The organism is Pseudooceanicola sp., from assembly GCF_041987405.1.
In the GTDB taxonomy this organism is placed as follows: Bacteria; Pseudomonadota; Alphaproteobacteria; order Rhodobacterales; family Rhodobacteraceae; genus Pseudooceanicola.
Genome location: NZ_JBHIWR010000003.1, coordinates 516107 through 529845 on the forward strand (window position 1 = coordinate 516107; position 13739 = coordinate 529845).

General features: G+C 64.5%; 13 protein-coding genes. 6 read left to right on the top strand and 7 right to left on the bottom strand.

All coding sequences use genetic code 11. The features are described 5' to 3' along the window. Positions 1-45 precede the first annotated feature (45 nt). From ACFC2Y_RS10495 to ccrA, 3 genes are all read right to left on the bottom strand, one after another. On the bottom strand, positions 46-765 hold the full coding sequence (locus tag ACFC2Y_RS10495) for an SDR family oxidoreductase (RefSeq protein ID WP_375174536.1): 720 nt from the start codon (positions 763-765) through the stop codon (positions 46-48). After that, a complete protein-coding gene (locus tag ACFC2Y_RS10500) occupies positions 762-2297 on the bottom strand; it encodes an ATP-dependent RecD-like DNA helicase (protein ID WP_375174535.1) in 1536 nt (511 codons plus the stop codon). The genes ACFC2Y_RS10495 and ACFC2Y_RS10500 overlap by 4 nt, the downstream gene beginning before the upstream one ends. A 352-nt stretch (positions 2298-2649) precedes the next feature. Further along, entirely contained in the window at positions 2650-3939 is a 1290-nt protein-coding gene (ccrA, locus tag ACFC2Y_RS10505) for a crotonyl-CoA carboxylase/reductase (protein WP_375174534.1), read from the bottom strand. 382 nt (positions 3940-4321) lie between these two features. Here ccrA and ACFC2Y_RS10510 point away from each other — a divergent pair, with 382 nt between their 5' ends. The 4 genes from ACFC2Y_RS10510 (at position 4322) to deoD (ending at position 7944) form a co-directional block, all read left to right on the top strand. Continuing rightward, complete coding sequence (locus tag ACFC2Y_RS10510; protein ID WP_375174533.1) at positions 4322-6301, top strand: methylmalonyl-CoA mutase family protein; 1980 nt, start codon at positions 4322-4324, stop codon at positions 6299-6301. Positions 6302-6416: 115 nt separating this feature from the next. Then, positions 6417-6695 carry an acylphosphatase gene (locus ACFC2Y_RS10515; protein ID WP_375174532.1) on the top strand — a complete coding sequence of 93 codons (279 nt, stop codon included), beginning with the start codon at positions 6417-6419 and terminating at the stop codon, positions 6693-6695. After that, complete coding sequence (locus ACFC2Y_RS10520; RefSeq protein ID WP_375174531.1) at positions 6695-7150, top strand: GFA family protein; 456 nt, start codon at positions 6695-6697, stop codon at positions 7148-7150. The genes ACFC2Y_RS10515 and ACFC2Y_RS10520 overlap by 1 nt, the downstream gene beginning before the upstream one ends. Before the next feature lie 89 nt (positions 7151-7239). Next, positions 7240-7944 (top strand): purine-nucleoside phosphorylase, encoded by a 705-nt coding sequence (gene deoD / locus ACFC2Y_RS10525; RefSeq protein ID WP_375174530.1) that lies wholly within the window; start codon positions 7240-7242, stop codon positions 7942-7944. Between the two features lie 86 nt (positions 7945-8030). On the opposite strand, the gene creD is transcribed toward deoD, so the two are convergent. Together creD and ACFC2Y_RS10535 are read right to left on the bottom strand one after the other, a co-directional pair. After that, positions 8031-9458 (bottom strand): cell envelope integrity protein CreD, encoded by a 1428-nt coding sequence (gene creD / locus ACFC2Y_RS10530; RefSeq protein ID WP_375174529.1) that lies wholly within the window; start codon positions 9456-9458, stop codon positions 8031-8033. Between the two features lie 94 nt (positions 9459-9552). Then, positions 9553-10395 (bottom strand): urea carboxylase-associated family protein, encoded by an 843-nt coding sequence (locus ACFC2Y_RS10535; protein WP_375174528.1) that lies wholly within the window; start codon positions 10393-10395, stop codon positions 9553-9555. 131 nt (positions 10396-10526) lie between these two features. Here ACFC2Y_RS10535 and yghU point away from each other — a divergent pair, with 131 nt between their 5' ends. Further along, the gene (gene yghU, locus ACFC2Y_RS10540; RefSeq protein ID WP_375174527.1) at positions 10527-11396 is read left to right on the top strand and encodes a glutathione-dependent disulfide-bond oxidoreductase; all 870 of its coding nucleotides are present in this window, start codon (positions 10527-10529) and stop codon (positions 11394-11396) included. A gap of 80 nt (positions 11397-11476) precedes the next feature. After that, positions 11477-11989, top strand: coding sequence for a hypothetical protein (locus ACFC2Y_RS10545; RefSeq protein ID WP_375174526.1), 513 nt, complete (start codon positions 11477-11479; stop codon positions 11987-11989). 73 nt (positions 11990-12062) lie between these two features. On the opposite strand, the gene ACFC2Y_RS10550 is transcribed toward ACFC2Y_RS10545, so the two are convergent. Both ACFC2Y_RS10550 and ACFC2Y_RS10555 read right to left on the bottom strand, forming a co-directional pair. Next, positions 12063-13235, bottom strand: a complete 1173-nt coding sequence (locus tag ACFC2Y_RS10550) for a type III PLP-dependent enzyme (RefSeq protein WP_375174525.1) — start codon at positions 13233-13235, stop codon at positions 12063-12065. Positions 13236-13543: 308 nt separating this feature from the next. After that, positions 13544-13699, bottom strand: a complete 156-nt coding sequence (locus tag ACFC2Y_RS10555; protein ID WP_375174524.1) for a hypothetical protein — start codon at positions 13697-13699, stop codon at positions 13544-13546. Positions 13700-13739 lie beyond the last annotated feature (40 nt).

The following is a 13739-nucleotide window of genomic DNA, read 5'->3' on the forward strand; positions in this document are numbered from 1 at the left end:
ATCGCGTCCGAGGATGACCTTTGCGCAAAGGCAATCCGGCACGCTCTACCCCCGCCCGATGTAGGGCATCTTCGTCGCCATCACCGTCATGAACTGCACATTCGCATTCAGCGGCAGCTCCGCCATATGCAGCACCGACTCCGCCGCATGAGACACATCCATCGACGGCGGCGGGTTCTCCGGATCGCGATCAATGATCCCCTGCAAGAGATCGGTCCGCGCATTGCCGATGTCGATCTGCCCGCAGGCGATGTCATAGGGCCGCCCGTCCAGCGACAGCGTCCGCGTCATGCCCGTCACCGCATGTTTCGATGTCGTATAGGCCATCGACCCTTCCCGCGGCACATGCGCCGAGATCGAGCCATTGTTGATGATCCGCCCGCCCTGCGGCTCCTGCGCCTTCATCCTGCCGAAAGCCGCCCGGGCACAGAGGAACATGCCGGTGATGTTGAGATCGATCACCTGCCGCCATTCGTCCAGCGTGATCCCGTCGATCGTATCCGCACGCCCGAACATCCCGGCATTGTTGAACAGCACGTCGATCCGCCCGGCCTCCGCCACAAACCGGTCAAAGGCACCTTCCACATCCGCCTCGCGTGTCACATCCCCCGGCAAGAGCATCGCATTGGCATAGCCGCCAAAGACCTCCTCCAGCACCGCCGACCGCCGCGCCATCACACCGACGCGCCAGCCCCGGTTCAGGAACAACTCCGCCGTGGCACGCCCGATCCCCGCGCTGGCCCCCGTCACCAACAGATGCTTCATCCCTCGCCCCCCTCTGCCGTCAGTTCCAGCGGCGCCACCGGGGCCGCTATCAGATCCGCCACGCCAAGCGGTCCCGTCGGTTTCGCCAGCCGGTTGCGCACCACCCACAGAAGACGCGTTTCCGCCCGGGTGATCGCCACATAGGCCAGCCGCTTCCACAGGGGCTGCCCCGCCTCGATCCGCCCGACCCGCGCCGCCGCCCAGAGATCGGGGGCAAAGACCTGCACATCAGGCCATTGCGACCCCTGCGCCTTATGGATCGTCACCGCCGCCCCATGCAGAAAGGTCGCCCCCATCCGCGCCGCATAGGGGATGAACGGCTCCTCCTCCCCCGGCTTCTCGATCTTCACGATCGAGGCTGCGGAAACCTGCGGGCTTTCCGCCCCCACAACGTGCAGCTTGGAAAAGCCGGGCTTCGACCCGGGGCCCAGATAGACCACCTGCGCCCCCTTGATCAGCCCCCGCGCCTCCAGATCCAGCCGCTTCTTGCGATGCTTCAGCGGCAGTTCGATCCCGTCGCAGATCAGCGGCTCGCCGGGCAGCAACGCATCCTCCGGCGCGCCATGCACGGTTCGGAACGCATTGATCAGCCGGATCCGCGTGGCATTGCGCCAGACCAGAACCGGCGAGCGCGCCATCAGATCGACCTCGACCCGCTGCCCCCAGACGACGCGTTCGTCCTGACCAGCCTTCTCCTCGACCATGCGCTCGAAATCCTCGAACCCCAGCTGCGGGTCCGCCAGCGCATGGGCCAGATCGAGGATCGGGTTATCCGCATCCTGACGATGCACCCGGTCCAGATGCATCACATTCGGCGCACCGACGCGGTCGAACACCATCCGTCCCGATTGCCCCACGGGCGCCAGCTGCGCCGGATCGCCAAACAGCAGCAGCGTCGGAAAGATCTCCCGCAGATCATCGAACTGCTTGTCATCCAGCATGGAGGCCTCGTCGATTAACCCCATGTCCAGCGGATCGTCGCGCCGCTTCCACCCGGTGATGAAATCCGAGCCCCGCAGCCCCGCAGCCGCCAGCGCCGCCGGTACGGATTTGTTGACCTCGTAGGACGCCAGCGCTCGGTCCAGCGCCACATCGGTCAGCCCCTCGATCACCGGCCGCTCGCCCTCGCCCGCCAGCCATTCGGCGATGCGCTCGTACTCGGGGTCATAGACCGGCGTATAGAGAATGCGGTGGATCGTCGTCGCGGGCACGCCGCGCAGCCGCAGGACGGAGGCCGCCTTGTTGGTCGGCGCCAGGATCGCCAGCGTGCGCCGGTCCTTCATCCGCTTCGGCTCATAGTCGCCGGAGATCAGGGTCACCCCAGCCTCCTGCGCCGCCTTGGAAATCGCCGAAAGCAGCAGCGTCTTGCCCGACCCCGCCTTGCCAGTCACCGCCAGCACCTGGCCCTTTCCGGACCCCGGCGGGCGCAGTTCCTCGCTCTCCAGATCGACGCCTTCACCACGCAGCGCCTCGGCGATACGGTCGAAGGCATCGGCCTGATCATGGGAGAAAGTGACAGCTGGCAAACTCATGCGCGGACGCTACAGGGCTTCGGCCGGATGCACCAGCGGAAGGCACGACAAAGGGGGCTCGGCCCCGCGTCCCTCGGACGCCCCCCAAGCAGAAACCCAAAGGGTTTCGCGCCGGGCGAAAGCGGAAACGCTGAGCGTTTCGCGCAGCCGAGATATTTCCGGCAAAAAGAAATTGTTAACCAGAATCACGAAAGCTGTGGGTGCGGTACAGGCGGGGACGCCGATGACCGCGCAAAGAGAAAGCCCCTCGCAGCACCGCCGGATGGGCGGACGGCGAGGGGCCGAACTTTCTTTTTGCCGGAAATATCTCGGGAGGTCTGGAGGGCAGCGCCCTCCAGCCTGGGCCGTAAGATCAGGCCTTGCCCGCTTCCAGCACGTCTTCCACGGTCCGCAATCCGGGGCGCGGCGATTGAACCAGCACGGCCATGTTGCCCGGCTTGTGCTCGTTCCGCATCATCTTCATATGCGCCTCGGGGATTGCGTCCCAGGGGAAGAGCTCCGACATGCAGGGATCGAGCCGCCGTTCCAGCATCAACCGGTTGGCCGAGGCCGCCTGTTTCAGGTTGGCGAAATGCGAACCCTGAAGGCGCTTCTGGTGCATCCACATGTAGCGGACGTCGAAGGTGCAGTTGAACCCGGAGGTCCCGGCGCAGATCACCACGATCCCGCCCTTCTTCACCACCAGCGAAGACACCGGGAACGTCGCCTCGCCCGGGTGTTCGAAGACCATGTCCACCGACACGCCCTTGCCGGTGATGTCCCAGATTGCCTTGCCGAACTTGCGCGCCTCTTTCAGCCACGCATTGTACTCGGGCGAGTTCACCGTCGGCAGCTGGCCCCAGCAGTTGAAATCCTTTCGGTTGATCACGCCCTTGGCACCCTGCGCCAGCACGAAGTCACGCTTGCTCTCGTCCGAGATCACACCGATCGCATTCGCGCCCGCCGTCGCCGCCAGCTGGATCGCATAGGAGCCGAGGCCGCCCGAGGCGCCCCAGACCAGCACGTTCTGGCCGGGCTTGAGCTCATGCGGGTGGTGACCGAAAAGCATCCGATAGGCGGTCGCCAGGGTCAGCGTATAGCACGCCGCCTCTTCCCAGGTCAGGTGCTTGGGGCGCGGCATCAGCTGCTGCGCCTGCACGCGGGTGAACTGGGCGAAGGATCCGTCGCCGGTCTCGTACCCCCAGATCCGCTGCGTCGGGCTGAACATCGGGTCGCCGCCGTTGCATTCCTCGTCGTCGCCGTCGTCCTGGTTGCAGTGGATCACGACCTCGTCGCCGACCTTCCAGGTCTTTACCTTGTCACCCACAGCCCAGACGATGCCCGAGGCATCGGAGCCCGCGATGTGATAATCCTGACCATGCACGTCGAAGGGAGAGATCGGTTCACCCTTGCCGGCCCAGACGCCGTTGTAGTTCACGCCGGCCGCCATCACGAGGACAAGCACCTCGTGGCTGTCGATCTGCCAGGTGTCGACCACTTCCTGTTGAAAGCTGGTCGCAGGTTCGCCGTGACGTTCACGGCGGATCGCCCATGCATACATCTTCTTCGGAACATAGCCGAGCGGGGGCATTTCCCCGATTTCGTACAGGTCTTTCTCGGGGGCCTCGTAGGGGGCGATGCCCGTATCGGTGTCCAGTGCCATCGGAACCTCCGTCTGATCGTGATGCCGCGACGCAGAATCGCAGCGGATTGCCCCGGAGATATCGGTCAGTGCGCAACAATGCAATGCCATTTGCCGTTCATTTGAAATTTTATGTCTCAGCCATTACAGCGTCGCATCGGCAGGCACCGCGCGAAATCGCACGGTTTTCTTAGGAATACGTCACTTTGCCCTGTTCAGCGCGAGTCGGGCCAGGGAAATTGCCCCGCAGATCCGCCAACTCACAGTTTCCATGAAGAATGGCTTCGGATCGTGCCAATCGGGTCCCGTCTTGCCGCAACGCGGCGAATTGACATGGCCACATTCTTTCCGATACTCACAAGCTGACGAAACTTTATTGCGCTCACGAATCCCGAGGCCCGACATGACCGAGACGACGAAGGACACGACCAAGGATCGGCCCTGGCTCTTCCGCACCTATTCGGGCCATTCCACGGCCAAGGCTTCGAACGAGCTCTACCGAAGCAACCTGAAAAAGGGACAGACCGGCCTTTCGGTCGCCTTCGACCTTCCCACCCAGACCGGCTATGACAGCGACCATGTGCTGGCGCGCGGCGAGGTCGGCAAGGTCGGCGTCCCGATCAGCCACCTGGGCGACATGCGCACGCTCTTCGACCAGATCCCGCTGGCGGAGATGAACACCTCCATGACGATCAACGCGACGGCGCCATGGCTGCTGTCGCTCTACATCGCCGTGGCCGAAGAACAGGGCGCCGATCCCAAGGTGCTGCAGGGCACCGTGCAGAACGATCTGATCAAGGAATACCTCAGCCGCGGGACCTACATCTGCCCGCCCGCGCCCAGCCTCAAGATGATCGCGGACGTGGCCGAATACTGTTACCGCGAGGTGCCCAAGTGGAACCCGATGAACGTCTGTTCCTACCACCTGCAGGAGGCCGGCGCGACGCCGGAGCAGGAACTGGCCTATGCGCTCGCCACCGGCATCGCCGTGCTGGACGAGTTGCGCCCCCGGGTCCCGGAGGAGGACTTCCCCCGCGTGGTCGGCCGGATCAGCTTCTTCGTGAACGCCGGCATCCGCTTTGTCACCGAGATGTGCAAGATGCGCGCCTTCGTGGACCTCTGGGACGAAATCTGCGCCACCCGCTACGGCGTCGAGGATGCCAAGTTCCGCCGCTTCCGCTATGGCGTTCAGGTGAACTCCCTCGGCCTGACCGAACAGCAGCCCGAGAACAACGTCTACCGCATCCTGATCGAGATGCTGGCGGTCACCCTCTCGAAAAAGGCCCGTGCCCGCGCTGTTCAGCTGCCCGCCTGGAACGAGGCGCTCGGCCTGCCGCGCCCCTGGGACCAGCAGTGGTCCCTGCGCATGCAGCAGATCATGGCCTATGAGACCGACCTGCTGGAATACGGCGACCTCTTCGACGGCAACCCCGCCGTCGATGCCAAGGTCGAGGCGCTGAAAGAGGGCGCGCGCGCCGAACTCGCCAACCTCGACAGCATGGGCGGCGCGGTGAAGTCCATCGAATACATGAAATCGCGGCTGGTCGAATCCAACGCCGCCCGCGTCAACCGGATCGAAACCAACGACACCATCGTCGTCGGCGTGAACCGCTGGACAGAGGCCGAACCCTCGCCTCTCATGGGCGAGGATGGCGGCATCATGACCGTCGACCCGGCGGTCGAGGCCGACCAGGTGGCGCGCCTGAACGCCTGGCGGGCGGAGCGCGACGAAGAGGCGGTGAAAACCGCCCTCGCGGCGCTACGCGAGGCCGCGCAGAAAGGCGAGAACTGCATGCCTGCCTCCATCGCCGCAGCCAAGGCCGGGGTGACCACAGGCGAATGGGCGGCGCAGATGCGGGCGGTGCATGGAGAATATCGCGGCCCGACCGGCGTCTCGGCTTCCGTGTCGAACCAGACCGAGGGGCTGGACGATCTGCGCGACGCGGTCAACGCCGTCTCGGACAAGCTGGGCCGACGGTTAAAATTCGTCATCGGCAAGCCGGGCCTCGACGGCCATTCCAACGGTGCCGAACAGATCGCCTTCCGCGCCCGCGACTGCGGCATGGACATCAACTATGAGGGCATCCGACTGACGCCGGAGGAAATCGTCACCCGTGCGCAGGAACAGGACGCCCATGTCGTCGGCCTGTCGATTCTGTCGGGATCGCACCTGCCGCTGGTCGAGGAGGTCATGACCCGGATCCGCGACGCGGGCCTGGGCCATGTTCCCGTGATCGTCGGCGGGATCATCCCCGAAGAGGACGCCAAGCGCCTGCTGGGGATGGGTGTGGCGCGGGTCTATACCCCCAAGGATTTCCAGCTGAACCGGATCATGATGGACGTGGTCGAATTGGCTGATCCCAAGGACGTTGCGGCTGAGTGATCGTGTAGGGGGGCTCTGCCCCCGTCCTTCGGCCTCCCCCGGAGTATTTGCCGAAAGGTGAAGCAACGGGCTGGCAGCTCTCACGGCCTGTGCTAGATCGAGGGGAGGAGGCACCATGTCCGACATCACCCGAGAGCTGCGCATCACCGGCCGCGTTCAGGGCGTGGCCTATCGCGCCTGGACCCGGTCGCGGGCCGAGGCCCTTGGCCTGACGGGCTATGTGCAGAATGAAAGCGACGGATCGGTCACGGCCGTGGTCCACGGCGCCAAGGACCGCGTCGAGGCGATGATCACCGACTGTCACTCCGGCCCCGGTGCGGCGGCTGTGCGCGATGTCCGCGTGACCGAGGCGCCCGCGCCCGACCTTGCCACATTCGAAATCAGGAGAGGCTGATGCCCATCCCCACCCTGCCGCTGCGTGGCCAGTGCCGCTGCGGCATCACGACGATTCAAGTCACCGCCGCCCCCATCATGACAGCTGCCTGCCACTGCACCGGCTGCCAGAGGATGAGCGGATCGGCCTTTTCCCTGACCGCCATGATCCCGACCGCCGGATTTGCGGTGACCCGGGGCGAGCCGGTCTTGGGTGGCGCGAGGTCAGACGGGCTTGAGCACATGTTCTGCCCCGAATGCATGACCTGGATGTTCACCCGGCCCTCGGGCGCGGATTTCGTCAACCTGCGCCCCACCATGCTGGATGATCACAGCTGGTTCACGCCTTTCATCGAAACGATGACCGAGGCGAAGCTGCCCTGGGTCTCCCTGCCCGTGGCCCATTCCTTCCCCGCCTTCCCGGCGATGGAGGACTTCGGCCCCCTGATGCAGCAGTTCGCCGCAGCCCAAACCTGAGCACCCGCACCTGAACGCCCTCTACGGCATCCGTGGACAATCCTTTCGGCGCGCGGCATCGTCGGCGCACATCGGACAGGAGCTTTGCCATGACCATCCATATCGGGGCCGAACCGGGCCAGATCGCCGAAACCGTGCTGATGCCCGGGGACCCCTACCGCGCGAAATGGGCGGCGGAAACCTTTCTGGAGGGCGCCGAACTGGTCAACGAGGTGCGCGGGATGCTGGGCTTCACCGGCACCTGGCGGGGCAACCGGGTGACCATCCAGGGGTCCGGCATGGGCATGCCGTCGCTGTCGATCTACGCCAACGAACTGATCCGGGATTACGGGGCCAAGACACTGATCCGCATCGGCTCCTGCGGTGCGATGCAGGAGCATGTGGGCATCCGTGACGTGATCCTGGCCATGTCCGCCAGCTCGATCTCCACCCCCTCGCTCGGTTTCTTCAAGGAGGTCAGCTTTGCCCCGACGGCGAATTTCGATCTGCTCCACGCCGCCTGGTCCGCCGCACAAGCCCGGGGCGTGACCACCCATACCGGCGGCATCTATTCGGCGGATGTCTTCTATGCCGAACGCCCCGACCTCGACGAGGCGATGGAGCGGCACGGCATCCTCGCGGTGGAAATGGAAGCGGCGGAACTTTACACCGTCGCCGCCCGCTTCGGCTGTCGTGCCTTGGCGGTGCTGACCGTCTCCGACCACCTCAAGACACACGAAGCCCTGCCCTCCGAAGACCGGGAAAAGAGCTTTGGCGACATGGTCGAGATCGCACTGGAAGCGGCCTTCGCCTGACGCCGCCGCCAGGCGGAACGGAATCCCCTCCTCCTCTCAGGGGGATGGACAGGGAGGGGATTGGTTCACGTGAAGAAGTGAAGGGGTCAACCCGGCGATGACTCCTTAACCTCCGGCGGTGTCGCCGCCACGGCCTTTTCCTTCCGGCCGAACAGCCCCTTGCCCTCCGGCCCGTACCATTCCTCGTTCCGGGTCGCGAACATGGTCGCGGCAATCGCCAGGAAGGCCAGCGTCGACCCGGCCAACAGCGCGTAATCCTCGCTCTGCAGAATCAGGTAGAGCACCGCATAGACCAGCACCAGCGTCGCCCCCAGCACCAGGCTCCGCCGCCCGAGCGACAGACCCAGCCAGCCAAACAGCGTCAACAGCACCGTCACCGCCCCCGCCGAAACGAGGTAAGCCAGCGCAAACCCGATCTGTTCCGCATAGGACACCATCAGCAGCACGAAAGTCGCCTGCGCCAGGCCGATCAGAAAATACTGCACCGGGTGCACCGGCGTCTCGCGGTGTCGGTCCACCAGCAGCACGGTCAGGAAGGTCAGCGCGATATAGAGGATGCCGTAACGCGCCGCGCGATAGGCCTTTTGATAAAAGTCGTTCGGTTCGATCAGCGATACCCCGAAGCTCATCTGGCTCAGGCCATAGGGTTCCAGATCCGTTCGGCTGATCTGTTGCAGCGACCGGGCGAGATGCGGGATCGACCACTCGGCGCTGAAGCCCGTCTCGGTCACCTCGGACCGGTCGGGCAGGAAGGTGCCGGTGAAACTCGGATGCGGCCAGTCGGAACTCATCGTGACGCGGCTGTTGCGCCCGACGGGGGAGAGCATGAGCGACGCAGCCCCGTTCAGCCCAAGGGTCAGCCTATAAGAGCCGCCCGCGCGCGGATCGCCGGGAAAGGCGACAATGCCGGGCCGGTCGGCGTCGCCTGAGGGCTCCATCGCCAGGGCGCCCTGCGGCCCCTCCAGCGTCGCCTCACGCCGCAACCCGTTGGAGTTGCTGATGAAGAGCGAAAGCTGTGCATCCTCCCAATGGGCCACCTGCGACCCGAGGTCCAGCGCCGCCAGCGCCTCCGCCGGGAAATCGAAGTCGATGTCGATCTGCGCGCGGTAGACCGGGGCGGAGAAGATGCCGCGTTGCCGGACCTCCGTCTCGCTCGTAATCCGAACATCGAACATGTCGGGATAGACATGGATCGGCGCGCGCCGCTCCGTCACCTCACGGCGGATCGTCTCGCGCTGCTCCTGTCCGGTCGCCTGGTCGATGATCGGCTGGCCCGTTGCCGGATCGGTGCGGACGCGGACGATGTCACGCATCACCACTTCGGTCACCGGAATCTCCAATCGTGGGCCGCCAATCGTCTGTTCCCCGCCCCAGGTGCGCCCGATCTCGTCGATCACGTTGCGCGACAGGCGCTTCCGGTCGCCCACAACCTCCGCCACGAAGAAAAGGGGGATGAACATCAACAGGATGAGCACCCCGACAATCAGAAACCGAACCCCGAACCCGCGACGCATGACCAGACCTCCAAGAAACCTGCAATGACGCTAGCGCCTAATTTGCGGCGCGTCATCATCCCTCGGCACGCCTCAGTCAGCGAACCAGCATGTGTCAAACCCCGTGTGTGCCGGAGTAGCCATTGCGCGCCGGGCTCTGCCACCCCTCCAGCGCGCCCTCGGGCGGGTCGAAGGCCTCGATCAGCAGCGGATGGCAGGACGCGGTGTCAGAGGAATGTTCGGCCCCGCAATCGCCGCCGGGACAGGCGGACAAGGCCCCCAGCAGGTCGATCTCGGCGAAGAATTCCAGATAGTCGCCGGGGCGCACCGGGCTGGCCTTCATGAAATACTGGCCGGTGTCTCGGGTGAACCCCGTGCACATGAAGACGTTCAGCACGTCATGCACCTGCCCCGCCGCCTCTGCCACCGGCACGCCCGTCGCCTCGGCATAGGCGCGGGTCAGGTTGGAATGGCAGCAATGGTGATAGTCCTCCCCGCTCAGCAGGTGGTGCGTATGCGGGTCGCAGCGCGTACCGATCACATCGTGAACCCGCCCGCCAAAGGCGTCCACCCCGTACCAGTCCAGCGTATCGGCCACGATGGTCGCCATGGGGCGGAGGTTGGGAAAGCTGCTCCACATCCGGTCGCCTGTGCTCAGATGCGATCCATGCAGCGCGCGGGTCTTGCCGGAGTAGAAGCGTTCAGAGAGATCGGCCGCATTCCACAGGTTCAGATCCCCGACCTGCGGTCCCTCGATCGAGGTGATGCGAAAGAACTGCCCCGCCTTGACGCGAAAATGCGCAGCCTCCCGCGGGGCCGCACTCCATTCGCCGACCTTCGTCGCCCCCTCCCGCGCGCGGGCATATAGCGACAGGTCCGGCGCGGGCAGCGTCTCGGTCGGGTAGCAGATCACCGGGGGAACGGCGCGGCGGGCGGCGGCATCATCAGGCTGGGTCATGTCGGCAGAGTGGCGCGGACCCTGGATCTGCGCAATCCCGATCCGGCTTCTGTACACGCGACCCGTTGCAATGCCCGCCGGGATGACGATTGTATGCCATAGCATTCCCCATCCAACACCAAGGAGCCCCAATGTCCGAGGAAACCTACACCCCGCCAGAGGTCTGGACCTGGGACCGCGAAAGCGGCGGCCGCTTTGCCAGCATCAACCGCCCCATTTCCGGTGCCACCCACGACAAGGAGCTGCCGGTCGGCAAGCATCCCTTCCAGCTCTATTCGCTCGCCACCCCGAATGGTCAGAAGGTGACCATCATGTTCGAGGAGCTGCTGGAGGCCGGTCACACCGACGCCGAATATGACGCCTGGTTGATCAATATCGGGGAGGGCGATCAGTTCGGGTCCGGTTTTGTCGCCGCCAACCCCAACTCCAAGATCCCCGCGCTGGTCGATCACTCCGGCGACAAGCCGGTCCGGGTCTTCGAATCCGGCCACATCCTGCTGCACCTGGCCGAAAAGTTCGACGCCTTCCTGCCCAAGGACCCGGCCAAGCGGACCGAGGCGCTGAACTGGCTCTTCTGGCTGCAGGGCTCCGCCCCCTACCTCGGCGGCGGTTTCGGCCATTTCTACGCCTATGCGCCCTTCAAGATGGAATACCCGATCAATCGCTTCGCCATGGAGGTGAAACGCCAGCTGGACGTGCTGGACAAGGAACTGGCCGAGAAGGAGTTCCTCGCCGGGGACGAGTATTCCATCGCCGATATCGTGACCGTGCCCTGGTACGGCCGCATGGTCACCGATGGCGCCTATGGCGAGGCCAAGACCTTCCTGTCGGCCCATGAATACAAGAACGTCATCAGATGGGCCGAGACGATCTTTGCCCGCCCCGCCGTCAAGCGCGGCCGCATGGTTAATGCCGCCAGCGGCGAGCCCTCGCAGCAACTGCGCGAACGCCATGACGCCAGCGATTTCGAGACGAAAACGCAGGACAAGCTGGAAGGCTGACCCCGCGCGGCCATGTCGCATAAGCGGCATGGCCCAACTAACTTAGCATTCGGGCATCTCAACCGGTTCAAGGTGCCCCCATGGTTCAACGTATCGCGGTCCCCGCCAACAGCCTGATCGCCAGCTATCAGGCCGAAATCGGCGGCTTTGCCGACAGTTTCCGGGCGATGGTCCCCGGCACCGTCACCCTCTCCGACTATGTCACCGCCTTCTACACCACACGCCTGTTTCGCACGGAACGCGCGCTCTTGGGCCTTGCCGGGCAAGGATCACGGGATCACGAAATCGCCGCCCTATTTGACGGGACCGGAACGGACTTTGCGGTCTGGCGGTTATGGCAACGTACCGAGGACGAGCTGCTGATGCGGGAGAAATCCGGCGCCACGGCCTCCTGGTTTCGGGCCCGCCCCACCCCGGAGGGGACGGAGCTATGCTTCGGCTCCGCCGTCCGGCCGAAATCGACGGGCGGCGCATTGCCCGGACCCTACCGGGTGCTCCTTGGCTTTCACTTGCTCTATTCCCGCGCCCTGCTCTCCGCCGCATCGAAAAGACTGACGCGCCGGGCGCCGCAACCCGAACAGCGCGCAACATAAAAAGGCGCGGGGCTAATACCCCGCGCCCTCTTTCACGCGATCCCCGCCTCCCCCGGCGGGGCTCAAGCGGTGATCAGATGACCACGACATCCAGCGGCGGGAAGCCGTTGAACCCGACCGACGCATAGGTCGAGGTATAGGCCCCGCAGTTACGGATGATGAATCGGTCGCCCGAGCGCAGGCCAAGCGGCAGTTCTACCGGGCGCTGCTCATAAAGCACGTCGGCACTGTCGCAGGACGGACCGGCCAGGATGCAGGGGCCAAAGGCTTCGTGATCCCGCTCCGTCAGGAACTGGTACCGGATCGCTTCGTCCATGGTTTCGGCCAGGCCGGAGAACTTGCCGATGTCGAGGTACACCCAACGATGCAGATCGTTGTCGGATTTCTTCGACACCAGCAGCACTTCGGCCGCAATCGCACCGGCTTCGGCGACCAGACCACGGCCCGGCTCTGCCATCACGTGCTCGACTTCGCCGAACCGCTCGGTGACCAGTTCCATGACGCGGGCGGCATAGGCCGTCGGGCGCTGGATCTCTTCACCGTAGTAGGCCGGGAAACCGCCCCCGATGTTAAGCAGGGTCAGTTCGTGACCGGCCTCTTTCGCGGCGTCCCACACGGCGGCAACCTGATCCAGCGTGGTGGTCCACATCTCCGCCCGTTTGGTCTGCGACCCGACGTGGAAGGAGAAGCCGACCGGCTTGAGGCCCAGCTCGACAGCCATGTCCATCAGTGCAACCGCCTTGTCGCGGGAGCAGCCGAATTTCCGCGACAGCGGCCAATCAGCTTCGGAAGCGTCGACGATCAGGCGGATGTAGACCTCTGCACCCGGCGCATATTCGGCAATCTTCTCAAGCTCTTCTTCCGCATCGGCAGCAAAGAGGGTGACACCGGCGTGCCATGCGAACTCGATATCGCGCACCTTCTTGACGGTGTTCCCGAAGGAGATGTTCTCTGGACGGGCGCCGAGCGACAGGCAGAGCTCGATCTCGGCACGCGAGGCTGCGTCGAAGCCGGAGCCGAGGTCCACGAGGCGCTCGACGATCTCACGCTGCGGGTTGGCTTTGACGGCATAGTGGATGCGCGCGCGACCCAGACCGGCTTTCAGCGCGTGATACTGCTCTTCCACGCGGTCGACGTCGATCACCAGCGTCGGGCGGTCGAACACGGTCGAACGAATGAAGGATTCCACGCGGGAGTCACGGCGTACAGAAGTGCGGGCCGAAAATTCGGCTACGTATGCGTTCATTGGTCATCTCCATCAGACCCGGCCATTCCGATTGCTCGGCGCAGACCGCTCAGTTCCAGTGAAGACGTTACCGTCGCTACGTAACCGCAGGGCTTATCGATTTAGCCCTCTCGCCAGAGGCGCGTGCGTTGGCGTCTATGTAAATCCGCATATCGGGCCAAAAGCCGAGTCGATCAAGTGAAAATATTCCGCCGAAACAAAGATTTTTCCCGAAGCGGCAACTCACCACCCTAATCCTTTGTTTTTAATGCAAAACCCCGCCACACGGCATGTGGCAGGGTTGCAATATCCCGTGAACGCCCCGCCGCTCAGGCGGCTTTGACATAGCCGAAATATTCCGGCGCCTCGGATTTCGGGGTCGGCTGTGCGAGCGGCGCGAAATATTCGTAGGCCAGGTTTGCCGCATCCAGCGCGGCCTGCGCCTTGCGCAGCTCTTCGGGGGTGGGTTTTGCAGCGTGGTCCATCAGGTGCCTCATTCGGTTAAAAGGCCCCTCCCTGACACCC